This window comes from Stappia sp. ABD4_338 (assembly GCF_056312175.1).
On record NZ_CM149982.1, the window covers coordinates 1,673,363 to 1,696,187 of the forward strand.

Here is a 22,825-nt window from a genome sequence, read left to right on the forward strand (position 1 = left end):
GTCGTTTGAAAAGTTCGGCCGGGCGCATCGTGCCCGTTGCCTTCCTGAAACGGGCGGCGGCACCACGCGACCGGTCCGCGCCCTTCCTTGAGAGGACACCTACGCGATGAAGGCTTTTGCATGTGCCGTGATCGCCGTGGCGGTAATCGGTGTGGGGGCCGGTCTCTTCCTGTCCTACGGCCTGGATTATTCCTCCGCCACGATCTACTCGAGCGACAATCCTGGAGCTGTTCGTCTTTCGCCCGGTGACGGCAAGCGCCCGGGCGAGTGAGACATGCGAGGCGCCTGTTCCCGCTCCGAAGCAAGTCCATGAGCTTCTGCCGCCGCTCCCCCCGTGGCGGCCGATTGATCGAATGCCGTTTGGTCAACACAATGCTTGCAATGGTTGAAACACCGAGGCCAACTCTTGTCGCACGCTGCCGGTCCTGACGCGGATCCGGGTGTCATGCCCGTTCTACCGCCGATCCTCGCCAGTCATCCGGTGGATCCGGAATGCGATCCCTTCGCCCACGCGACGGCCGGTGCAGGGAAGGGGGAGTTCCGTGCCGGTGATGTGGTGTGGTCGCGGGCGCAAGACAGGCTCGCCGCCGCGATCGTTCTGGAGCCTACCGTTCCACCCGCGCGATGCCCGGAAATGCTGTTCCTCACCATGGTCGCGGTGGTCGAGGCACTTGGGGCCTGCGTTCGTCCGGAGCTAGCTCTCACGCACCGCTGGCCCGCGCGCCTGCTTGCCAACGGCGGTGAGTTTGGCCGTGTCCGCATCTGCTGGAGTGAGGCGCTTGACGAGGATGGCGCCCCATTCTGGCTTGTGATCGGGGTGGAAATACAGATCGCCGAGACGGAAACGACGGTGGAGCCGGGAGAGATTCCCGGGGTGACGAGCCTTGCCGGAGAACAGGCGGGCGAACTGGACCGTGGGCGCATTCTCGAGGCCGTCTGCCGCCACCTCCTGAGCTGGATCCAGACCTGGGAACATGACGGTTTCTCTCCGGTGCGCGACGCCTGGCTCTATCGGGCGGAAGGCTATGGCGAACGGATCGCCGTGGAGGTCAGCCACGGAATGGTGGAGGGTGTCTTTCTCGGTCTCGACGGGCAGGGCAACTTGCTGTTGAAAGAGGAGGGGCCCATCGATGGCACCCGCGTCGTGATGCTCGATGCGGCGCTGGCCGAGATGGAAACCCTGTAGGGCCACACCTGGGCGCCCGCCTTTTCGCCCGACGAGGCCTTGAACGGCACGAAAGTAGGTTTCCTGCCTCATCAACACTCATCCCGGAGCACGATCATGACCACCCGAATGCTGAAGGCGATCCGCCTCGACCTGTCGGACACACGGGTGTTCCCGCTTGCGGCCGAGCCCGATGACTGGGTCATTCCGGGCACATTCGCCTTTCGTGCCTTCACCGACGAGGGGCTCTCCGGCAAGGAGCGTCAGGCATTCGTCTCCGGCTTTCTGTCTCTTGGAAACTTCGGCTGGACCACACTGGCGACACCGGCCGAAATCGGCGACGACGACCGGGCGGCGCTTGTCGAGCGTCTGGCGGAACATTTCGCCGCCGAGCATGGCGCGCCGTCCGTGGATGCGGCGCGAGAGGTGGCCGAGGCAGAGATCGCCGATGCCTGCGAGATCGCCTCGGGTCTCGAGGTCAATGCCCTGCTGGCGATCGAACGCGAGATGGACGAGGACGGAACCATCCGTGAGCGCTTTCATCTCGTGGCACATGACAGTTCCGGAGATCATGCGCGAGTGTGGGATGTGAGCGAGGACGAGTGATGCCGAATTTCTGGAAATCATCAGGCATTCACTTGCTCGAGCGTGATCGCAACGGCTGGCTGACCGTCACGCCGGATTTCCTGCGCGCCTATTACACACGCCCGGAAATCCATCCCGTCGAGGAAAGCTGTCTTGCCGAGCATGCGCTATTCGAGCGTCTGATGGCGGAGCCCTTCGCGGAGGTCGATGAAGCGGAGATCGCTGCAATCCAGGACAGGGACGCGGCCGAAAACTACCGGCTCCTTCTGGCGTTTCGCGATCACCTCGTGCGGCATGGAACGGTGGAGTCCGCCTACGCCGCGCTGTTCTCCTCGCCGACGCCACTGAGCATCCCGCCCGTTTTCCTGGATCAGTTGGTCCATCTCATCGTGCACAACATGTTGCGCAGGATCGCCGACCCGATGCGGGCACGCGCTGGCGAACTTTTCTTCCGGGAACAGGTCGTTACCACGGGCGATGGGCAACTCATGCTCGCGGATGCGGAAATTGTCGAGAACTGGACGAAGACCGGCGGCTTCGGAGGGCTCGGGGCGCTTCTGGCCGAGAGCGGCACGCCCATGCGCGGGCTTTCGCTGGATGTTCTGGGAGAGGACAATCGCGACCTCTACTGGGAGAGGTCGGACCGGTTCGATACCGCCATCGACTTCCGATTCACCGAACCGGCGCTTGATGCCTTCGCGCGCGTTCTGGAGACCTGGGTCGCTCACTTCCACGGTTTGCGCGTGCGGGTGCAACCGCAGCAGTCAATCCGTGATGAACGCTGGTCCTGGCACATTGGACTGGATGCGGAGGCAACTCGCCTTCTCAACGCCCTGTATGAAGGCAAGATGCTTGACGAGGGCGCACTTTCCCGGATCATTGCCCTGTTCCGGCTCGATTTCGAGGAGCGGGGCGATGTTGTCGAAACCATGCGGGGAAAGCCGGTCTGGCTCGGTCTGGCCATGGGGAGCGACGGCAAGCTGCGGATGAAACCGCAGAACCTGCTGACCAACCTGCCACTGCGGCGCCGCAACTGAGCGGCTACCGAAAGACCGTTTCATGTCATCCAGCCCGACTTCGGGTGTGAGTTCCGGCGAGAATGGCCGGGCCATTCTCTTCATGCTGGCTGCCATGGCCGGTTTCATCTTCAACGACAGTCTGACGAAGCTGACGGCCGACCATCTGCCACTGGGACAGATCATGTTTCTGCGCGGCCTGATGGCGATCTCGCTGTTACTTGTCCTGTGCTTTCTGGACGGTTCGATCCGCAAGCTCGGCCTTGTGTTCAATCCGCTGATCGGTCTGCGCGTCCTGGCGGAGGTTCTCGGCGCCCTGTTTTACCTCAAGGCGCTTTTCAACATGCCGCTCGCCAACGCGACGGCGATCATGCAGGTGCAGCCTCTTGCGATCACGGCCGGTGCGGCCCTGTTTCTGGGAGCGCCGGTCGGGTGGCGCCGATGGAGCGCCATCGCCGTCGGCTTCGGCGGAGTTCTCCTGATTGTCCGGCCGGGCATGGCCGGGTTCGACGCCTGGTCGTTGTGGGCTCTTGCGGCCGTGGTCTGTGTTGTCTCGCGCGACCTGCTGACGAGCCGCACGCCACGGAACATCCCCACCTACATCATCACGCTTGCCTCGCTGTCCGGTGTCGCGGCCGCCGGCGCCGGGCTTTCCAGCGTTGAGACCTGGGTGACGCCGAGGGCTGGCGACATGGCGGCGCTGGCAGCGGCGGCCTGCTTCATTCTCGTCGGTTTCGTGTCCATCATCAGCGCGATGCGCACCGGTGATATCTCGCTGGTGGCACCGTTCCGGTATTCGATCATCTTGTGGGCCATTCTGATCGGCTATCTTGTGTGGGGTGACGTCCCCGACGGTCAGACTCTCATCGGCATCGCAATTCTTGTCGTGACCGGCCTTTACAGCCTGATGCGTGAACGCAAGTTGCTGCGCAAGCCGGGACCGGCCGCAAAGGCCACGCCGCTGCGGTGAGGTCGAACGCATCGCATGGTTGCGCGGTTGCGCGGCTTCTCTCTTGCCAAGAACGTTGAAAGCACCCTAGGAAAGCGCATGACCCAAAGCCTTCCGACGGATGTCGCGGCGCGGCGTCCCACGATCGCCCTGCTCGTTGCCGTCTCCGCCGTCAATCCCCTTGCGCTGAACATCTATTTGCCGTCCATGCCCTCGCTGGCGGGCGTGTTCGACACGAGCGCGGGTGTGGTCCAGCTTATCCTCTCGCTCTATCTGGCTGCCGTCGCCGTGGCACAGATTGCCATCGGTCCCTTGTCCGACCGGCATGGCCGGCGGCCGGTGCTCGTCTGGGGACTTGGCATCTTCGTTGCCGGCAGCCTTGTGTGCGCGCTTGCGGACACGATCTCGGTCATGATCGCGGGGCGGGTGTTGCAGGCCGTGGGAGGATGCGCGGGCATCGTGCTGGGCCGTGCGATCGTTCGGGATCTTTATGACCGCTCGCAGGCGGCGAGCATGATCGGCTATGTCACGATGGGGCTTGCGGTCGCCCCCATGATAGGACCGGCCATCGGCGGTCTGCTGCACGAGCAATTCGGATGGCGAACCAACTCCTGGCTGATGCTGGTTGCCGGGCTTGCGGTGTTTGCCTGGGCGTATTTCGAACTTCATGAGACAAATCACGCCCGCGTTCGCGAAGGCGGGCTGAGCGGCTTGGCGCGCACCTACGCTGTGCTGCTTCGCTCACCGCTTTTCCTTGCCTATGCCACCACGGCGGCCTTTACCTCGGGCGTGTTCTTCACGTTTCTCGGGGGAGCCCCTTTCGTCTCCGTGAAGCTTCTGGACATGACGCCGTCCGAATACGGCTTCTATTTCATGATGGTGGCGGGCGGATACATCGTCGGGAACTGGCTGTCGGGCCGCTTCTCGGCCCGTGTCGGTCTGGGCCGCATGATCAATGCGGGCAATGTGACCGTCGTGATTGCGGTCGGTGCGATCGCGGCAAGCTTCGGTCTCGGCTACATCCACCCGCTTTCGCTGTTCCTGCCCATGTTCCTTGTCGGTATCGGCAATGGCATGACGTTGCCCAATGCGATCGCCGGCGCGGTGAGTGTGCGGCCGGATCTGGCCGGGGCTGCTTCCGGCTTCTCCGGATCGCTTCAGATCGGGGCCGGGGCCGTTGCTTCGGCTCTTTGCGGCTGGCTTCTTTCCGGAGTCCTTTGGCCTGGCACGATCTGGCCCATGGTTCTCGTCATGGCGTCATCGTGCGTCGTGACCGTGATTGCCGGAATTGCGGCGCGAATCCTGGAGGATCAGGCGGCGTGAGCCGCCTGTCCGTTCGGGTTTCGGTATGACCGCTGGCGGGCCTCAATCCTCGTTCAGGAAATCGTCGGCGGTCAGCCCGTTCGCTTCCGCCGCCAGGTAGTCGTCCGTCGTAACGAGGCGGGGCCGCGTTCCGGAGCGAAGCGGCGTGTTCTTCATGTTCCACTGCGCGGAGATGCGGCAGTCGTCGCACATTTCGATCAGGGCGACTTGCTCCGGGCTCTGGAACATCCAGTGGTGACCGGACAGTTTCTCGCGAATACGCGCGATCGACGATTTCGTTCCGAATGGCTTGCCACACGAAACACAGGTTGCTGGGTCTTCCTCGTTGAGGACATGAGGCCGCAATGCCGCGGGTGTCGTGTCGTAGCGGGCCTCCAGGGCAATCGCGCTTTCCGGGCAAGTGGTGGCGCACAGTCCGCATTGAACGCAGGATGCCTCGGTCAGCGTTACCTGCGGCCGGTCAGGGTTGTCGGAAAGGGCGGACGCCGGGCAGGACGAAACGCAGGCCAGGCAAAGCGTACAGGCTTCGCCGTCAATGGCTATGCGGCCATAGGGGGCGCTTGCCGGAAGGGCGATGATCGGTTCGTGTTCCGGCACGCCGGAAAGCAGGCCCGAGATCATCGTGCGTGCGACCTCGCGCTTGCCGCCAAGCGGTGCGGGTCGCACGGAGCGAGCGGGCAGTTTGCCCTTGGCGGGCGAAAGGGCGTTCGCCAGCGCATCGGGGTCACTTGTCGGAAGGATTTCGAAAAGCCCGTCCGTCTCGTATCCCATGCCGGCGAGAAGCGCCTCCGCGAGTGCGATCTCGCGTTCAAGGGGGGCAAGTTCCGGTACAAGTGCCGGGTCGCTCAGACAGACGATCCGACGTGCTCCCGCCAGTACGGCGGCCAGCAGCGCATCGTGCCCGAGTGCGGTCGGGGCATGCATTGCAAGAGGCAGGGCGTTTTCGGGCAATCCCTCACCAAAACGCGCGAGGGCGTTAATGACCTGATCGCCGTGACGTTCCCCGTGAACAAGCAATACGGGAGCCTTGCCGCCTGCGCTTTCATAGGTGCCGAGCAGAACCTGAATGCGCTCGATCATCGCGTCGCGTTGGGGATACTGGTAGCTGACGGCACCTGTCGGGCAGTTGGCGGAACAGCTGCCGCAGCCGCCGCACAGGCCCGGGTCGATGGCGATCGTGGAGCCGGCGCTGGTGATCGCGCCGGCCGGGCAGGCATCGAGACACGCCCGGCAGCCGGTCTTTCCCGACCGCCCATGTGCGCAGATATCCGCGTCATAGTGGACGTAGAGCGGTTTTTCGAACGTGCCTACCATGTCGGACAGTCCGAAGAGCGCACGGGCAACTGCGGCAGGGTCGCGCGGGTCCGCCCGGAGATAGCCGTCACGGTGACCGGGCGCGCTAACCAGGGGCGTTCCGCCGGTCATATCCAGTACAAGATCGCAACTCGCGCGCGCGCCGTCGCGCGCCATCGCAAATTGCGGCGCGCCCCGCGATGATGGAAGCATGTCGGCATACTTGTCGACAGTGACGGTGAAGTCGCCGAGCGAACCTTCAACGTTTCGGACCCTGCCGGTGTGAACGGGAACGTCGAGAACCGGAGGCAGCAGTACGTCTGTCGCGTCGGTCAGGAGAAGGGTGACGGACAACCTGCCTTCGAGGGCGAGAGCGGCATCAAGTGCGGCCTGGCCAGCTCCGTAAACAAGGCAGACCCCACCTGACTCGATCGTATGAAGGGAAGCCGGTGCGGGCGTCACCCGCGCCTCCGCCAGGAGAGCCGCGATCTTGGCAGAAGGGTCGGAGCCTCGCGATGTCCAGCCTGCGCGTTCGCGGATGTTCACGAAGGAAACCGGTGCCTCGCCGCCTTTTTCCTCCGCGACGTCGCCAAAGAGGGGCGCTTCCTGCGTGCAGGCGACAAGAAGAGGCTCCCCGGTCTCGACGGCCTTTTCGAAACTCTCGAGTTGCGCGCGGCAGAGTTGGGTATGCACGGGTGTCGAGGGATCGATCCCCGGCATTTTCGCCGGGTCGAGCGACATCGTCTTTTCGCAGTTGCACAGGAGCACCCGGGATGGGGTCGACGGCATGGGTATCCTCCACGGCGTTCGGTACCGGAGCGCTCCGGCCCCGTTGCGCCATTGTTGTCTGGTTCCGATGGCCTGATTGGTCGCATTGCCGTTGAGTGGTCCCGGCGACAATCGTGCACAGCGGATTGCGGAACAATAGCCGGAAGTCAGAAGCCAATCATCCTTCCCGTAGGGAGTTATTGTAAAATCAGGCGTTCCGCCGCAAAATCGGCGACGGTATATTTCCGGCTCCACGGGACAGGAAAGTGTATCCTGTGTCGTTCTTGTGCGTCTCCTTCGGTTGTGCGGGGCGGCGGGCAATCGTGACCGGAAAGAGCGGCCTTCAAGCTGTCGGCTCGCGTGAGTTGCGGCTGTGAACAACTGGCTGGAACAAGGGAATCGGCGTGCAACGCGAGACCACCACATTCTTCGGCGTCATCCTTGAACGCGAGCCCGCGACCTCGCCCTGGGCTGACTGGATTTGGCGCGTGGCCGATGTCGTCACCGATGCGCCGGAGACGGATGGCTGGATGCTCATGAGCGAGGAGGGCGAGGGCCGCGTGAGGTATCTCAACGCCCCCCATCCGCTGACGCTTCACCACAAGATGGTCGAGGCGTATGACGCCAACATCGAAACCGGGGCGCCCAAGTTGTGGGTGATGCTGGACGACGAACCGGGAGCACAGCCGCCGTTTCGCGTGCGCGGGGTCACGGCGGACCCCTATGAGGCCCAGGGAGCGCTCGACAGCGCCGAGGGTCTTGTCGAAAAGATCGAGATGCCGCGCGCGACCCTTGCATGGATGGCGCGATTTTTGAGCGAGATTCCGGAGGCGCCGGCATTCCGCAAGCGGCGCCGTGACAAGGTGCAGATCGAGAAGCAGATTTTCGGAAAGGACCCGGTTTATACCTCACTTCGTCACGATCCGGAGGAGGGCCAGGCGTGAGCATCCGGCGCGACGGACGAGACAGCAGGGGGGCCGACGAGGCAGATGAGCGTGGCGGATTTCTCGGGCGCTGGTCGCGACTGAAGCAGGAGGCTGCCCACGGACGGCCTGTGGTCGACGCATCGGATGTCCCCGCCGAGACGAGGCAGGAAACGCCGGTCGAAGATGCCCCGGCAGAGACCGGAGAAACCCCGGCCGAGGAGGCGGCTCGCATCGGCGTCGAGAATCAGGAAGCGGCTGAAGCCATAGATATCGATAGTCTCGAAATTTCATCGGACTATTCGGCATTTTTGAAGCAAGGTGTGAGCCGTGAACTCAAGCGCCGGGCACTGCGCAAGCTCTGGACGTCTGATCCCGTTCTGGCCTGCGTCGACGGCTTGAATGACTACGATGAGGACTTCCGCAACGTCGAGGTGTTGAGCGAAGGGTTCCGCAGTTCGTGGCAGGTCGGCCGTGGTTTCGGCTGGATGGATGAAAAGGCGGAGGACGGGGCCGCGGACGACGTGCCTGTGGTGGAGTCTGTTTCTGATAAAACCGAGGCAGAAGCGCCCGGTGACGACATGCAAGACGCATCGTCTGACGGTGAGGCAATCGATTTTTCGGATGATCCGCCGCGAGAGATCGTATCCGCCGAGCTTGCGAGTGAGCCCGACGATCCGGAGGCCGTATTTCTGGGTCCTGAAGAAAGTGAGCCGGTCACGCGTCCGCAAAAAAAGCCTGTACGTCCACCTTCCAGGCGCCGGATGCGGTTTGAGTAGGAGCAGTTCCGGCTTGTCTTACAGCGGGGGAGGATTCTCAGCACGGCAATAGCTGACGGCACGTGCGCGAAACGTGTCGTATTGCGCGTCCGAGACCACGCCGTCGCGACGCATGGCGTCGACCGCCCCGACGCGTTCGGCCAGACAGGCTTCCAGGGCTGGATTGCCGCTCGCCGTCGCTTCACTGCCAGCTACGATGTTCGCAAAGGGCGTGAGGGCAACGCCCGCGAACCCGAAGAATCCGATCCAGCCCATGAGGGCGAGCCCGCCAAGGGCGAGGGCGAAGGCCGCAATCCTGGCAGTCAGGTGGTCGGGATGGGGGCGGGAAGGGGACGTTGTCCTCACGTCCTGCGCCACGGTCAGCCCCCGGTGACGCTCATGTGCCGCGATACCGCCACCTGCGGCCTGTTGCGGTCGATGACGAAGTCATGTCCCTCGGGCTTTCGGCCGATAGCCTCGTCGATTGCCTGATACAGCAACTCGTCGCTCTCGGAGGCCCGCAGCGCGGCACGCAGGTCCGCATTGTCCTCCTGCCCAAGGCACATGTAGAGCATGCCGGTGCATGTCACCCGCACGCGGTTGCAGCTTTCGCAGAAGTTATGGGTCATCGGCGTAATGAACCCGACGCGTCCCCCGGTCTCGCGAACCTTCACGTATCGTGCCGGGCCTCCCGTCTTGTAGGGAATGTCCTCGAGCGTGTGGTTCTCGGCGATCATCGCGCGCACGCGGTCGAGCGGCAGATACTGGTCGGTACGGTCCTCGTTGATCTCGCCGAGCGGCATGGTCTCGATGAGAGTCAGGTCATGAGCGTTTTCGTGGCACCACTTCATCATGGGCACGATTTCATGCTCGTTGACGCCCTTGAGCGCGACCATGTTCACCTTGATCGCGAGCCCGGCTTCCCTAGCCGCGCGAATGCCGTCCATCACCTTGCCGAGATCTCCCCATCGGGTGACGGTCTTGAACTTCTGCGGGTCGAGCGTGTCGATGGAGACATTGATGCGTTTGATGCCGCAGGCGGCCAGTTCGTCCGCGAAGCGCGCGAGCTGCGATCCGTTGGTGGTGATCGTGAGTTCCTCGAGCGCGCCGCTGTCGAGGTGACGTGACAGACTGCGGATGAGGCTCATGATGTTCTTGCGCACGAGCGGTTCGCCGCCGGTCAGGCGCAGTTTGCGCACCCCCTTGTCGATGAACGCCGAGCAGAGGCGGTCCAGCTCCTCAAGGCTCAGGACTTCACGCTTGGGGAGGAACGTCATGTCTTCCGCCATGCAGTAGACGCAGCGGAAGTCGCAACGGTCCGTAACGGAAACACGCAGATAGTTCACGGTTCGACCGAAGGGGTCGATCATCGGCTGGGACATGGAAATGGCGTCCTTGCTCCTCCGTCGGCTGCCGGGGCGTTCTATCGCCCGCCTTGCTCGCCGGATCTTTCCGGGTCGGGTCGTACACTGTATCGACCGTCGTTTCCCTGTCATTTAGTTCGAAAGGTATCCGATTGAAGGGGGCCGTCAATCGATCTTGGCGATTTCGGTTTTCCTGCCCTTGCTCTCGGGGCTCGGGTCTGTATCGTCCGCGAGAACCTATCTCAATCTTGACCTGCCGCGAAGGGAGCAATGAACGTGGCCGATGACAAACCCTGGCCAACCGAGTTGCGCCTCAGCAAGGACCGCAAGGTCCTGACGGTTTCCTTCAACAATGGCGAAAGCCATGCGTTCGACGCGGAGTTCCTGAGGGTCAATTCCCCCTCCGCCGAAGTGCAGGGACATTCCCCGGATCAGCGAAAGACCGTGCCGGGAAAACGGAATGTCGAGATCCTCAAGATCGATCCGGTTGGAAATTACGCCGTCCGGCTGCATTTCGACGACATGCACAATTCGGGCATTTATTCCTGGGACCAGTTCATGACTTTCGCGCGGGAGCGCGAGACGCTGTGGGAGAGCTATCTGAAGGAACTGGAAGAGAAAGGCCTGAGCCGGGACCGTTGACCGCTCGTCAGGCCCGGACGGGCGTGTTCTTGCGTCGACAGGGAAGCAGACTCACCGGCATAGTTGTCTTCAAGGGAATCATCGGAGACCATGAGCCTTGCCTCCCACCAAGTCATTCACAGAAGAGCGCGCCGGGATGATGAGCCGCCGCGGTCTCGTTTTCGGCCTGCCGCTTCTCATCGCCGCCTGCCAGACAAAGACCCAGGCAATCCGCAACGCCGGTCTGACCATCACCGACGAAGGCAAGCCCAACTACGCGGTGGCCTATGGGCCGGTGCGTGACGGCGGTTTCAACCTACCCGCCATTCCCTGGCAGTCGGTGGATCCCCGTTATCTTCGTCAGACGGTGCGCTACCACACCTCCCATCCGGCCGGAACGATCGTCGTCGACCCGGCCAACAAGTTTCTCTATCTCGTCCAGCCTGGAGGCAGGGCGATCCGTTACGGGATCGGCGTCGGGCGTGCAGGTTTCGCCTGGCAGGGCGATGCCGTGATCCGCTTCAAGCGCGAATGGCCGAAGTGGTTCCCGCCAGCAGAGATGATCGAGCGCGATCCGAAGCTGGAAAAGTACCGCGACGGACAGGATGGCGGGCCGCGCAACCCGATCGGTGCGCGAGGGCTCTACCTCTGGCAGGGCAACAAAGACACGCTCTACCGAATTCACGGGACGAACCAGCCCCGCTCCATCGGCACGAATGCCTCGTCGGGCTGTATCCGCATGTGGCAGCAGGATGTGATCGACCTTTACAATCGCGTGGAGCTTGGAACCAAGGTCGTGGTCCTGGGCTGAGTTCCGACAATTCACGCCGGCTCTGACGAAAAGCGCCCGCACCGTTACGGATGCGGGCGTTTTGCGTTTGGTCCGATATCACGTGAAAGAGGTCAGGCGGGCAGGGGGATCGGATTGGTCCTCGCGGGGACGTCATATCCGCGCTGAACGGCCGGGCGCCCCGCGACGTCGAGATACCAGCGCCGGACATTGGGATAGTCGGCCAGGTCTATGCCCTGCCACTCGAACCGGCTTGCCCAGGGCCAGATGGACATATCGGCGATGGAGTAGGCGCCAGCGACGAACTCATGCGTCTCGAGCTGGCGGTCGAGCACCCTGTAAAGGCGCTCCGCCTCCTTGCCGTAGCGCTCCTCGGCGTAGGGGGCCTTGCCCGGATTGAAGTGCAGGAAATGGTGTGCCTGGCCGAGCATCGGGCCAAAGCCACCCATCTGCCACATCAGCCATTCGATGACCCGAAGCCGCTCCGCGCCCGAGGCGGGAAGGAAGCGCCCCGTCTTTTCGGCCAGATACAGCAGGATCGCGCCCGACTCCATGAGGCTGAGGCCAGCCTCCCGATCAACGATCGCGGGGATCTTGCCATTCGGGGAGATGTGAAGAAAGGCAGGGGCAAACTGCTCGCGCCCCATGATGTCGATGGGAAATACCTCGTACTCGAGACCACATTCCTCGAGCATGATGGACACCTTGCGGCCGTTCGGCGTTGTCCAGGTGTAGAGATCAATCATACTTGCGCTCCTGCCAGGGTCGCATGGCCTTCTCCGCCCGCATCGGTGCGATGTCGCCCGCGTGTTTCCCGTTTGATGTCAGACATTCTCCGATCCGCGCGCCGGTCTCAACCAGCGAAACCGGTGTCGGCACAGGTGTCGCAGGGCAAGGGTGACAATCCGTGCTGCCTTTGAGTGATTGTTCGATTTCCGAAGACAGTCTTTCCAGCCGCACGCAGTTGATGATGTTGCAGTGCCATACGATCTCATGGGGGTCGCCGCCGCTGGCGGACAGCCCTCGCGCGGGGCGGACGATCCCGCGCCCAAGATGACAGGCCAAAGCCTTTGCTTTGGCCGAACTCACAGGAGAGTATCGCATGATCCGCTTTGCCGCCCCGGCTCTTGCCGCCCTCGTTTTCGCGACCCCGGTTCTTGCCGAGCCCGTCGCCTACGAGTTCGACAAGTCCCACGCCAATCTGGCCTTCTCCTACAGCCACCTTGGATATTCCACGACCGATGGGCGGTTCGGCTCCTGGGAGGGAGATCTGGTGATCGACCAGGACGAGCCGGCGAATTCCAAGATCAACTTCACCGTGGACATCGACAGCCTCGACACGTTCTGGGGCGAGCGTGACACGCATTTCAAGAGCGCGGACTTCTTCGATGTCGCCAAGTTCCCCAAGGCGACCTTCGTCTCGACCTCGGTCGAGAAGACCGGCGACGACACTCTTTCCGTGTCCGGCGACCTGACCATCAAGGACATCACGAAGCCGGTCACCTTTGATGTTACCGTCAACTCCATCGGCGAACATCCGATGGCAAAGGTTCCCGCCGTCGGGCTCGACGCAACCACCGTCGTCAAGCGCTCCGATTTCGGTATGGACAAGTTCGTCCCCTATGTCGGCGATGACGTGACGATCACGTTCAGTGCCGAAGCGCTGCAGGCCAAGTAAGGGGTTCCTCCCGGACGACGACAATCGTCCGGGAGCCCTGTCGGGCACGGAGACAGGCCATGCAGATACGCAACACGACCAGCGGCTTTGGGGCCGTTGCGATCGCTTTTCACTGGACGATGGCGCTTCTGATGGCGGGGCTTTTCGTGCTCGGCAAGATCATGACCGATCTCGACCCGATGGCGCCTGACACTTTCGCGCTGTACCAGTGGCACAAGTCCTTCGGCTTTGTCGCGCTGGCGCTTGTTCTCGCGCGCCTTGTCTGGCGCGCGCTGAACCCGTCACCCGAGCTCCCCGATGGGATGCCCTGGTACGAGCGGCTCGCGTCCAGGCTCGGGCATGCTGGCCTTTACGGCGCGATGATCCTGCTGCCCCTGTCCGGCTGGCTCATAGTGTCCGCTTCGCCCTGGGGCATTCCGACGGTTCTCTTCGAGGTCCTGCCGGTTCCCCATCTTCCCGTGCCGGCCGCGCTTGGTGACAAGGCGGCTGCGGAGGCGACGCTGAAAAGTGTGCACGAGATCGTCGGCAACCTGCTGCTCGTGCTGGTGTTGCTGCATGTGGCCGCGGCACTCAAGCATCATTTCATCAATCGGGACGTGGTGCTTCGGCGCATGATCTCGACGCGCGCCGCCGGTTCTTCCGGGCGCATCTGACTGTCATTCTGACGGAGACCTTGATGACTGTATTGACCCTTGCACGCCGTGCGGCACTGTTCCTGCCGTTGGCATTTCTGGTCTCTCCGGCGTTTGCCGACACCTGGACGGTGGACCGGGACAACAGCCGGCTTGCCTTCATCGCGATGCAGAACGGCGCGCCGGTAGAGGGCGCCTTCTCCGACTGGTCGGCCGATATCACGCTCGATCCCTCCGATCTCGCTTCCGCGCGTATCGAGGCGCGGGTTCGCACCGGGTCGGCCGCGACCGGTCAGGCCCAGATCGACGGCACACTGCCCGGGGGCGCGTGGTTCGACGTCGCCTCGACCCCGGAGGCCGTGTTCACGTCGTCGCAAATCACCGGGACCGGCGAGAATACCTATGAGGCTTCCGGCGAACTGACGATCAAGGGCGTGTCGAAGTCCTTCGTTCTCCCGTTCACGCTGGAAATCGATGGCGACACGGCCCATGCCACCGCCGAGGTCCCGCTGGCACGCACCGCATATTCGCTCGGATCCGACATTCCCACCGGAACGGTCGCGGACGAGGTAAAGGTGATACTGGATATCACCGCCACCCGCTGATCCGGGGAGAACACCCCGGCGTCTCTTCGGGACCGGTTGTCCAGCGAGTTGAATTTGTTCGCCGCGCCGACTTGGCGCGGCGGCGCCCTTTGGCGTAGAAGGTCGGCACGATCCCGTTCGCTTTCCGGTCCGCAACACGCCGACCCAGCCAAGGCAGAACCATGTCCGAGCCGAAAACTCCGCCGTCCTACAATCATTCCACCCTTTTTCCGCTGGGCAAGGATGAAACGCCCTACCGCAAGCTCACCTCCGATTTCGTTTCCACGGAGACATTCCGTGGCGAAGAGGTTCTGGTGGTGGAGCCCGAGGGGTTGAAGCTCCTGGCGGAAGAGGCTTTCGCCGACATCAATCACTTCCTGCGCCCGGGGCATCTTGCACAGCTCGCCCGTATTCTCGAGGATCCGGAAGCGACGGAGAACGACAAGTTCGTTGCCTTCGACCTCCTGAAGAACGCGAACATCTCGGCTCATGGCGTTCTGCCCATGTGCCAGGACACCGGCACGGCCATCATCATGGGCAAGAAGGGGCGCCGGGTCTGGACCGACGGAAGTGATGAGGCAGCGCTCGGCGAGGGCGCGCGCGACGCCTACTTCAAGAAGAACCTGCGCTACTCCCAGCTCGCGCCGATCTCCATGTTCGAGGAGAAGAACACCGCGAACAACATGCCGGCACAGGTCGAGCTCTATTCCGAGGGCGATGACGCCTACAAGTTCCTGTTCATGGCCAAGGGCGGAGGGTCGGCCAACAAGACCTTCCTGTTTCAGGGGACGCCCTCGCTGCTGACGCCCGAGCGGCTCGTCGAGTTCATCAGGGAGAAGGTCCTGACGCTCGGCACTGCCGCCTGTCCGCCGTATCATCTGGCAGTGGTGATCGGAGGCACTTCCGCCGAACTGAACCTCAAGGCGGTCAAGCTCGCCTCGGCGCGCTATCTGGATGCCTTGCCGGATCACGGCTCCGCACTTGGCCATGCCTTCCGCGATCACGAGATGGAAGAGCAGATCCACAAGCTGACGCAGGCAACGGGGGTGGGCGCCCAGTTCGGCGGCAAGTATTTCTGCCACGACGTCCGCGTGATCCGCATGCCGCGCCATGGCGCCTCGCTTCCCATCGGCATCGGCGTGTCCTGCTCGGCGGACCGGCAGGCGCTCGGCAAGATTACCAAGGAAGGCATCTTCCTCGAGGCGCTAGAGCGCGAGCCGCACAAGTACATGCCCGAGGTCACCAGCGATGCGCTTTCCGACCATGTGGTCAAGGTTGATTTGACCCGTCCGATGCCGGAGATCCTGGCTGAACTCACGCGCCACCCGATCAAGACGCGGCTCTCGCTCACGGGGCCGCTGATCGTGGCGCGCGATCTTGCTCATGCCAAGCTGCGCGAGCGGCTTGAGAAGGGCGAGCCGCTTCCCGACTATTTCAAGAACCACCCGATCTATTACGCTGGCCCCGCCAAGACGCCGGAGGGCTATGCCTCGGGGGCGTTCGGTCCCACGACGGCCGGGCGCATGGATGCTTATGTCGACCAGTTCCAGGCTGCCGGCGGGTCGATGGTGATGCTTGCCAAGGGTAACCGTTCGGCCCAGGTGCGCCGGGCCTGCCAGGCACATGGCGGTTTCTATCTCGGCTCGATTGGCGGCCCGGCCGCGCGTCTCGCGCAGGACTGCATCAAGAAGGTCGAGGTTGTCGAGTTCGAGGAACTGGGGATGGAAGCGATCTGGAAGATCGAGGTCGAGGACTTCCCCGCCTTCATCGTCATTGACGACAAGGGGAACGACTTCTTCAAGGAGCTGAACCTCGGCTGAGGCTGCAAGGCGCGGACATTCTCGAAGCGTGGGCCGGGGCGGCGGATCGCCCCGGCCTTTTTCGTGGCATTTGCCCCCCAAAATGCAGGGAAACCTGCAACTGACCTCACGTCCTTGTGATTCAGATCACCACAGCGTTCGCCTTTCATTCGCCATACTCTGGGTTCGAGGCAGGCTTTCGTTAACCGCGCTGCAACGTCGCCCGGGGATAGTGCTTACATGGGCCAATTCCCTGACTGCCGATGTGGCGGAGACCGGGGCCTGGCCTGTTCGGAGCGTCGTGCTCCGGATGACCTGAGCCGATCACGTTTTCGTTGCAGGGGCGTTGCTCGAGATCCGTCTCTTCATGCAGCCCCGAGCAGGGATGGGAATGACAGAATGCGCATGTTTCGCTTGCTTGGTGTAATGCTCGTGGCCGCCGTTGTTGCAACGCCGGCCTCCGCCAGCCGCTTTTTCGACCCGGTCACGCGCGAGTGGAAGGAATACTCCGCCTACGGGGTTCCGAGTGGAAAGTCGCCGATTCCGCGCGAGCGCGTCAGCTATGACGGCCCCTATGCGCCGGGAACCATCGTCATCGACACCGGAGAGCGCCGTCTCTACCACGTGCTGCCGGGTGGTCGGGCGATGAAATACGGCATCGGTGTTGGCCGTGAGGGGTTCCAGTGGGCAGGAACCAAGAACATCACCCGCAAGGCCGAGTGGCCGGGCTGGACGCCGCCGCCGCAGATGATCGCGCGCGAGCGTCGCAAGGGCCGCAAGCTTCCCGCCTACATGGAAGGTGGTCCGAACAATCCGCTCGGTGCCCGCGCCATGTACCTGGGATCGTCGCTGTACCGGATCCATGGGTCCAACGAGCCCTGGACGATCGGAACCGCTGTCTCCTCGGGCTGCATCCGAATGGCGAACGACGATGTCATCCACCTCTATGACAACGTCAAGGTGGGAACCCGCGTCGTGGTCAAGCGCTGAGGCTGCAAGGCCGAGCGCAAGCGAAGCCGAAAGATCGACGTGTTGGGAAGGGCCGGAGATTTCTCCGGCCCTTTTCGCATGCGTCGTCGAGCGGCCGGATCAAACGGTGATAGAGGCGAGAAGGCGGCGGCGTGCCTCGTCGATGGGAACCGAGCGCCGTGTCTTGGCGTCAACCAGCACATGGACGAAGCTCCCCTGCGCGGATGCTTCTTCGGCCTCTCCACGAAACAGGGCGATCTCATAGGTGACGGAGCTGCCGCCCAGACGTGCCACACGGATTCCGGCGGTCACGTCGTCGGGGAAGACGAGTTCGGAAAAATAGCTGCAACGGGTCTCGACCACGAGAAACACCGTCTCCGATGTCCTCGGGTCGAGCGCACCGTTTTCGATGAGCCAGGCATTCACGGCCGTATCGAAGAAACTGAGGTAGACCACGTTGTTGACGTGGCCGTAGGTATCGACGTCCATCCAGCGCGTAGGGATCGTGCGCAGAACCGGAAACGCGTCGCGGGTAAACGGGATGGGACGGCCCGACATCCTGCGTCTCTCCTGTATCGAAAGTGAAACGGGCAGGGAGCGGGGCCGCGTCCCGTTCCGTTTATCCCTTGCGCGGTGTGAAGGTGTTCGAGCGGGGGAAGCCGTTGGGAGGCAGGCGACCCGCCTGGGCCCGGTCGCCGCGCCAGTCTGTAAGTTCGTCCAGCGAGCGGGTGAAGCTGCGTCCGGAGGAATCCACCCAGGTCAGACCGGCCTCGCCGGAGAAGACCACGGCATCGGAGACACCGCCGTCCCGGTAGCGCTGCAGGCGCACGCCACGGCCGCGCGTCATCTCCGCGATCTGGGCGAGCGGGAACACCAGAAGCTTACGGTTACGGCCGATGATGGCGACATGGTCGCCCTCTGCCTCGACGCAGAGCCTTGCCTCTGCCGGTCCCGACACGTTGAGCACCTGCTTGCCCTTGCGGGTGTTGGCAATGACGTCGGCCTCTTTCACCACGAACCCGCGTGCCTCGTCCGAGATCACAAGCAAACGGCGGTCGGGCTTGTGCACCAGGACGTCGACCACGTCGTGTCCCTCGTCCATGTCCACCATCAGGCGGATCGGTTCGCCATGCCCGCGTCCGCCCGGGAGCTTGTCAGCGCCGAGCGTGAAGAACTTGCCGCCGGTCGAGAAGATCAGGAGCTTGTCCGTCGTCTCCGCGAAGAGCGAAAGCTTGAGGCTGTCGTCCTGCTTGAAGGAGAGGGAGGACAGGTCGCTCTGATGCCCCTTCAGCGCACGGATCCAGCCCTTTTGCGACACGATGACGGTGATCGGTTCCTTTTCGATCATGGCCTGATGGATGTCGGTCAGATCGAGGTCGGTCGCTTCACCAAAGGTCGTGCGGCGCTTTCCGAGCGGCGTGTCGGGGCCGTAGGCCTTGGCAAGGGCTCCGACCTCCTTGCCGATGCGCGTCCACTGGCGACGGTCGGAGCCCAGAAGCGTCAGCAGGTCATCGCGTTCCTTGGTGAGCTTCTCGTGCTCCTTGCGGATCTCGATTTCCTCGAGCTTGCGCAGGGAGCGCAGGCGCATGTTGAGGATCGCTTCGGCCTGCACGTCCGTGAGCCCGAAGGCGGCTTTCAGCGAGGCCTTGGCATCGTCCTCCTCGCGGATGATGCGGATGACCTCGTCGATGTTGAGATAGGCGATCAGGTAACCGCCGAGCACTTCGAGGCGATGCTCGATCTGCGCGAGGCGATGCTGAGACCGGCGGACGAGCACGTCCTTGCGATGATCGAGCCACTCGCGGAGCACCTGTCGGAGACCCATCACCATGGGCACGCGTCCGCCGGAGAGCACGTTCATGTTGAGCGAGAAACGGTTCTCCAGGTCCGTCAGCTTGAACAGCGACTCCATCATCAGCGTGGCGTCGACGTTCTTGCTGCGCGGCACCAGAACCACGCGCACGTCTTCCGCGGACTCATCGCGGATGTCGTCGAGGAGCGGCAGCTTGCGGGCCTGGAGAAGCTCCGCGATCTTCTCGATCAGGCGTGACTTCTGCACCTGGTAGGGGATTTCGGTGACGACCACCTGCCAGGTGCCGCGTCCAAGGTCCTCCACCTCCCAGCGGGCGCGAACGCGAAAGCCGCCGCGACCGGTTTCATAGGTCTCCAGGAAACCTGCGTCGTCGCGCACCATCACGCCGCCGGTGGGAAAGTCCGGCCCCTGCACGAACTGCAGCAGGTCGGCGGTTGTCGCCTGAGGATTGTCGATCAGGTGCTGGGCGGCTGTGCAGATCTCGGCGACATTATGCGGCGGAATGGACGTTGCCATGCCCACGGCGATGCCCGCCGCGCCGTTGGCGAGCAGATTGGGAAAGCCGCCCGGCAGAACCACGGGTTCCTTGTCGAGCCCGTCATAGGTCTCGCGGAAATCGACCGCGTCCTCGTCGAGACCGTCCAGCGTACGCACCGCCACGTCGGTCAGGCGAGCCTCGGTGTAACGCATGGCCGCCGCACTATCGCCGTCGATGTTGCCGAAGTTGCCCTGGCCGTCGATCATCGGATAGCGGACGGCGAAATCCTGAGCGAGACGCACAAGTGCGTCATAGATCGCCTGATCGCCGTGGGGGTGGTATTTACCCATCACGTCGCCGACCACGCGGGCGCATTTCTTGAAGCCCGCGTTGGGGTCGAGTTTCAGGAGACGCATTGCATAGAGCAGGCGCCGATGCACCGGCTTCAGTCCGTCACGGACGTCGGGAAGCGCTCGATGGGTGATCGTCGATAGCGCGTAGGAGAGGTAGCGCTCCTCGAGTGCGGAACGCAGGTCGATCGGCTCGATGCCGTCCGGCGGAATCAGGTCTTGTCCCATGCCTCATGGCTACAGGCATTCGCGTGTGCGTGCAACGCGGATGACGCGGGGAAAGCGCGGAAAACCGCCGTTTCAGGTGCTTGTTTCGGCCTCTGTCGAGGTCATTTCCCGATTGTCGCCGGCAACGCTTCTGGAAAGTGCCGCGATGAAGCCGTCGCGTGCCGGCGATACGGGAACCTGACGTGGCTCGTGAACGTGACGGTGAAGGAAATAGCCGGTCAGGCGAAACGCCTCGCGCAGGGCCTCCAGATCGATAGAGGCCCCGTGTTCGTGCTCGGCATCATCCACGTCGCGGCGCAGGAAGGCGGGCAGGGGAAGCATGCGCGGCGCGTAGGGAAGTCCCGCCTCGCGGCACACGGCGCGGCCAGACCTTGGGGAGACGTAAATCAGGTCGTCACGCCGTCCCGTCGCCGCGCATTCGCTCAGATCCAGGCCGAAACCGAGCTCGGCAAGCACCTGAAGCTCGAAGTGGGCCATGAGCGCGCCGGCGATCTCCGGTGTGCCCAGATGCGCAAGGATCGTCTCCAATCCGTCATAGAGCATCGGGTGTGGATCGCGCTCGGGCAGGAGATGGAGGAGCGCGGCAACGGTCTGGATGCCGTAGACCCCGGTGGGACTGGCCATCAGTTCGGCCGCGCGCAGACGAAGCGGTTCGACCGCAAACATTCCCAGGTGGTCGTCGATGCGTGCCCGCCACACGAGGGAGGCCTCATTGCCGGGCTGGAGTGCAGCCTGCATCTTGCGGCTGCGTCCGCCGCGCACGAGCCCGAGGTGCCGTCCGCGTCCGCGGGTCATCACCTCGAGGATGAGGCTGGTTTCGCCATGCTTGCGCGTGGCGAGAATGATGCCGGTTTCACTCCATTCCATCGAGATGCCTGCTCCGGCGAGATGTCGGTTTCCAATCCCGCGCCGTTCTACCTCGGAAATTCCAGTCCCATCTCCCGGTAGCGCTCCGGATCGTCCGACCAGTTTTCACGCACCTTGACGAAGAGAAACAGGTGAACCGGACAGCCGGCCGCCTCGGCGATATCGGCGCGTGCGGCCTGCGAGATGGCCTTGATGGTACGCCCGCCCTTGCCGAGCACGATCATCTTCTGGCTGTCACGCTCGACATAGATGGTTTGCTCGATACGCGCCGAGCCGTCCTTGCGTTGCTCCCACATTTCCGTCTCGACGGTTGACATGTAGGGAAGTTCCTCGTGAAGCCGCATGAACAGCTTCTCGCGCGTGATTTCGGCGGCAAGCATCCGCATCGGCAGGTCCGACGCCTGATCCTCGGGGTAGAGCCAGGGGCCTTCGGGCATGCGTTCCGCAAGAAAGCCCGTGAGGTCGTCGAGACCGGATCCGGTCTGGGCCGAGACCATGAAGGTCTGGTCGAAGGACACGATCCGGTTCGCCGCCTCGGCCAGTTCGAGCAGCTTCTCGCGTTTCGTGATGTCGATCTTGTTGAGGATCAGGATCTTGGGGAGCTTCACATCCGCGAGTTTTGTCAGGATCTCCTCAACCGCGTCCGTGATCCCCTTCTTCGCGTCGATCAGCAGCGCGACCATGTCAGCGTCGCGGGCGCCGCCCCACGCGGTATCGACCATGGCTCGCTCAAGCCGCCGCCTGGGGCGGAAGATGCCCGGCGTGTCGACGAAGACGATCTGGGAGTTGCCGTCCATGGCGATGCCGCGCACGAGTGCGCGCGTCGTCTGCACCTTGTGGGTGACGATGGAGACCTTCACGCCAACAAGCGCGTTCAGCAGCGTCGACTTGCCGGCATTGGGGGCGCCTATCAACGCGACGAAACCTGCCCGCAGCGGCCCGTCCGATTGCTCATCGAGGGTTTCCTCGCCTTTCGGGGCGTCGTCGTGCTTCAGCTCTTCTTCGCTGTCGGGCCGTTCAGTCAAGGTCTGCATGTCTCCATCGGTCCGGCCCGGGGCGCTTCGCGCGAACCGGCCGGAAAACTGGTCTCTCAAGCCGGCACGACAGAAACGGCGTCCGGCAAGCTTTGTTCTCAAGGGCAGTACTGTCAGTCGTCAGGCGTCGCCCAGAAGCCCCTCGCGCCGCAGCACTGCCTCGGCCGCCGTCTGCTCGGCTACGCGCTTGGACCCGCCAGCGCCGGTTCCCGGCTCCTCGCCGTCGATCTCGACGCTCACCACGAAGCGCGGCGCGTGATCGGGGCCGCTGCGTTCGACGATCTCATAGTGCGGGGCTGCCTTGCCGCGGCCCTGCGCCCATTCCTGAAGCATTGTCTTGGGGTCGCGCAAGGGACCCGTGTAACTGCGCATTCGCGGCTCCCAGTGCCGCCTGACGAGAGTTTGCGCCGCTTCGATCCCGCCGTCCAGATAGACGGCCGCGATTACCGCCTCGCAGACATCGGCAAGGATCGCCGTCTTTCGCTTTCCGCCGGTCTGAGCTTCGCTGTCTCCAAGGACAAGCGCATCCCCGAGCGCCAGTTCGCGCGCGACCTCGGCGCAGGTCTCGCGACGCACGAGCTGGTTCAGCCGGCGGGCGAGCTCACCTTCCTCCGCCTTGGGGAAGGCGTGATGCAGCATGGTGGCAACCACGAGGCCGAGCACCCTGTCGCCGAGAAACTCAAGCCTCTGGTAGCTTGCGTCCGATGCGCCGGAGCGGGCGGTCGCGCTGCCGTGGGTGAGGGCGCGCGTCAGAAGGCTCGTATCATGGAAGCGATAGTCGAGCCGCTCCTGGAGCGCCGCCTCGCCGGCGACCTGCCGTTTGCGCGCGGTCATGGCG

24 protein-coding genes are annotated in these 22,825 nt (G+C 63.4%); 15 read left to right on the forward strand and 9 right to left on the reverse strand.

Going from position 1 to position 22,825, the window contains the following annotated elements:
• Positions 1-106 precede the first annotated feature (106 nt).
• From ACYX4S_RS07745 to ACYX4S_RS07770, 6 genes are all read left to right on the forward strand, one after another.
• Complete coding sequence (locus ACYX4S_RS07745; protein ID WP_293721510.1) at positions 107-271, forward strand: hypothetical protein; 165 nt, start codon at positions 107-109, stop codon at positions 269-271.
• A gap of 174 nt (positions 272-445) precedes the next feature.
• On the forward strand, positions 446-1,186 hold the full coding sequence (locus ACYX4S_RS07750) for a biotin/lipoate--protein ligase family protein (RefSeq protein WP_476362483.1): 741 nt from the start codon (positions 446-448) through the stop codon (positions 1,184-1,186).
• 96 nt (positions 1,187-1,282) lie between these two features.
• Positions 1,283-1,771 (forward strand): DUF6505 family protein, encoded by a 489-nt coding sequence (locus tag ACYX4S_RS07755; protein WP_476362484.1) that lies wholly within the window; start codon positions 1,283-1,285, stop codon positions 1,769-1,771.
• Positions 1,771-2,787, forward strand: a complete 1,017-nt coding sequence (locus tag ACYX4S_RS07760; RefSeq protein ID WP_476362485.1) for a DUF6352 family protein — start codon at positions 1,771-1,773, stop codon at positions 2,785-2,787. Before ACYX4S_RS07755 ends, ACYX4S_RS07760 begins: the two co-directional genes overlap by 1 nt.
• A 22-nt stretch (positions 2,788-2,809) precedes the next feature.
• Positions 2,810-3,736, forward strand: a complete 927-nt coding sequence (locus ACYX4S_RS07765) for a DMT family transporter (protein WP_476362486.1) — start codon at positions 2,810-2,812, stop codon at positions 3,734-3,736.
• Between the two features lie 78 nt (positions 3,737-3,814).
• A complete protein-coding gene (locus ACYX4S_RS07770) occupies positions 3,815-5,038 on the forward strand; it encodes a multidrug effflux MFS transporter (RefSeq protein ID WP_476362487.1) in 1,224 nt (407 codons plus the stop codon).
• A 42-nt stretch (positions 5,039-5,080) separates the two neighbouring features.
• On the opposite strand, the gene ACYX4S_RS07775 is transcribed toward ACYX4S_RS07770, so the two are convergent.
• On the reverse strand, positions 5,081-7,420 hold the full coding sequence (locus ACYX4S_RS07775) for a 4Fe-4S binding protein (RefSeq protein WP_476362488.1): 2,340 nt from the start codon (positions 7,418-7,420) through the stop codon (positions 5,081-5,083).
• 83 nt (positions 7,421-7,503) lie between these two features.
• Between ACYX4S_RS07775 and ACYX4S_RS07780 the strand changes: the two genes are divergently transcribed.
• Together ACYX4S_RS07780 and ACYX4S_RS07785 are read left to right on the forward strand one after the other, a co-directional pair.
• Positions 7,504-8,043 (forward strand): DUF3305 domain-containing protein, encoded by a 540-nt coding sequence (locus ACYX4S_RS07780; RefSeq protein ID WP_422068874.1) that lies wholly within the window; start codon positions 7,504-7,506, stop codon positions 8,041-8,043.
• Complete coding sequence (locus tag ACYX4S_RS07785) at positions 8,040-8,801, forward strand: DUF3306 domain-containing protein (protein WP_476362489.1); 762 nt, start codon at positions 8,040-8,042, stop codon at positions 8,799-8,801. The genes ACYX4S_RS07780 and ACYX4S_RS07785 overlap by 4 nt, the downstream gene beginning before the upstream one ends.
• Before the next feature lie 18 nt (positions 8,802-8,819).
• Here the strand turns inward: ACYX4S_RS07785 and ACYX4S_RS07790 are convergent, their stop codons facing one another.
• Together ACYX4S_RS07790 and moaA are read right to left on the reverse strand one after the other, a co-directional pair.
• Complete coding sequence (locus ACYX4S_RS07790) at positions 8,820-9,158, reverse strand: hypothetical protein (RefSeq protein WP_476362490.1); 339 nt, start codon at positions 9,156-9,158, stop codon at positions 8,820-8,822.
• A 2-nt stretch (positions 9,159-9,160) separates the two neighbouring features.
• Positions 9,161-10,162 (reverse strand): GTP 3',8-cyclase MoaA, encoded by a 1,002-nt coding sequence (gene moaA / locus ACYX4S_RS07795; RefSeq protein WP_476362491.1) that lies wholly within the window; start codon positions 10,160-10,162, stop codon positions 9,161-9,163.
• 258 nt (positions 10,163-10,420) lie between these two features.
• Between moaA and ACYX4S_RS07800 the strand changes: the two genes are divergently transcribed.
• A complete protein-coding gene (locus tag ACYX4S_RS07800) occupies positions 10,421-10,786 on the forward strand; it encodes a gamma-butyrobetaine hydroxylase family protein (protein WP_422068870.1) in 366 nt (121 codons plus the stop codon).
• A gap of 139 nt (positions 10,787-10,925) precedes the next feature.
• Positions 10,926-11,576 (forward strand): L,D-transpeptidase, encoded by a 651-nt coding sequence (locus ACYX4S_RS07805; RefSeq protein ID WP_476362834.1) that lies wholly within the window; start codon positions 10,926-10,928, stop codon positions 11,574-11,576.
• 92 nt (positions 11,577-11,668) lie between these two features.
• On the opposite strand, the gene ACYX4S_RS07810 is transcribed toward ACYX4S_RS07805, so the two are convergent.
• A complete protein-coding gene (locus tag ACYX4S_RS07810; protein WP_476362492.1) occupies positions 11,669-12,301 on the reverse strand; it encodes a glutathione S-transferase N-terminal domain-containing protein in 633 nt (210 codons plus the stop codon).
• A 356-nt stretch (positions 12,302-12,657) separates the two neighbouring features.
• On the opposite strand from ACYX4S_RS07810, the gene ACYX4S_RS07815 reads away from it, so the two are divergent.
• From ACYX4S_RS07815 to ACYX4S_RS07835, 5 genes are all read left to right on the forward strand, one after another.
• Complete coding sequence (locus tag ACYX4S_RS07815) at positions 12,658-13,233, forward strand: YceI family protein (RefSeq protein ID WP_293724629.1); 576 nt, start codon at positions 12,658-12,660, stop codon at positions 13,231-13,233.
• A 59-nt stretch (positions 13,234-13,292) separates the two neighbouring features.
• Positions 13,293-13,886 (forward strand): cytochrome b, encoded by a 594-nt coding sequence (locus ACYX4S_RS07820; RefSeq protein WP_476362493.1) that lies wholly within the window; start codon positions 13,293-13,295, stop codon positions 13,884-13,886.
• A 23-nt stretch (positions 13,887-13,909) separates the two neighbouring features.
• The gene (locus tag ACYX4S_RS07825) at positions 13,910-14,470 is read left to right on the forward strand and encodes a YceI family protein (protein ID WP_476362494.1); all 561 of its coding nucleotides are present in this window, start codon (positions 13,910-13,912) and stop codon (positions 14,468-14,470) included.
• Positions 14,471-14,631: 161 nt separating this feature from the next.
• On the forward strand, positions 14,632-16,269 hold the full coding sequence (locus ACYX4S_RS07830) for a fumarate hydratase (protein ID WP_476362495.1): 1,638 nt from the start codon (positions 14,632-14,634) through the stop codon (positions 16,267-16,269).
• Between the two features lie 384 nt (positions 16,270-16,653).
• Entirely contained in the window at positions 16,654-17,238 is a 585-nt protein-coding gene (locus tag ACYX4S_RS07835) for a L,D-transpeptidase (protein WP_476362835.1), read from the forward strand.
• Positions 17,239-17,337: 99 nt separating this feature from the next.
• On the opposite strand, the gene ACYX4S_RS07840 is transcribed toward ACYX4S_RS07835, so the two are convergent.
• The 5 genes from ACYX4S_RS07840 to rnc form a co-directional block, all read right to left on the reverse strand.
• Complete coding sequence (locus ACYX4S_RS07840; protein ID WP_476362496.1) at positions 17,338-17,775, reverse strand: acyl-CoA thioesterase; 438 nt, start codon at positions 17,773-17,775, stop codon at positions 17,338-17,340.
• A 61-nt stretch (positions 17,776-17,836) separates the two neighbouring features.
• On the reverse strand, positions 17,837-20,086 hold the full coding sequence (gene parC, locus ACYX4S_RS07845; protein ID WP_476362497.1) for a DNA topoisomerase IV subunit A: 2,250 nt from the start codon (positions 20,084-20,086) through the stop codon (positions 17,837-17,839).
• 72 nt (positions 20,087-20,158) lie between these two features.
• The gene (gene recO / locus ACYX4S_RS07850) at positions 20,159-20,953 is read right to left on the reverse strand and encodes a DNA repair protein RecO (RefSeq protein ID WP_476362498.1); all 795 of its coding nucleotides are present in this window, start codon (positions 20,951-20,953) and stop codon (positions 20,159-20,161) included.
• Positions 20,954-21,000: 47 nt separating this feature from the next.
• A complete protein-coding gene (era, locus tag ACYX4S_RS07855; RefSeq protein ID WP_422068862.1) occupies positions 21,001-21,987 on the reverse strand; it encodes a GTPase Era in 987 nt (328 codons plus the stop codon).
• A gap of 120 nt (positions 21,988-22,107) precedes the next feature.
• Complete coding sequence (rnc, locus tag ACYX4S_RS07860) at positions 22,108-22,821, reverse strand: ribonuclease III (RefSeq protein WP_293724645.1); 714 nt, start codon at positions 22,819-22,821, stop codon at positions 22,108-22,110.
• Positions 22,822-22,825 lie beyond the last annotated feature (4 nt).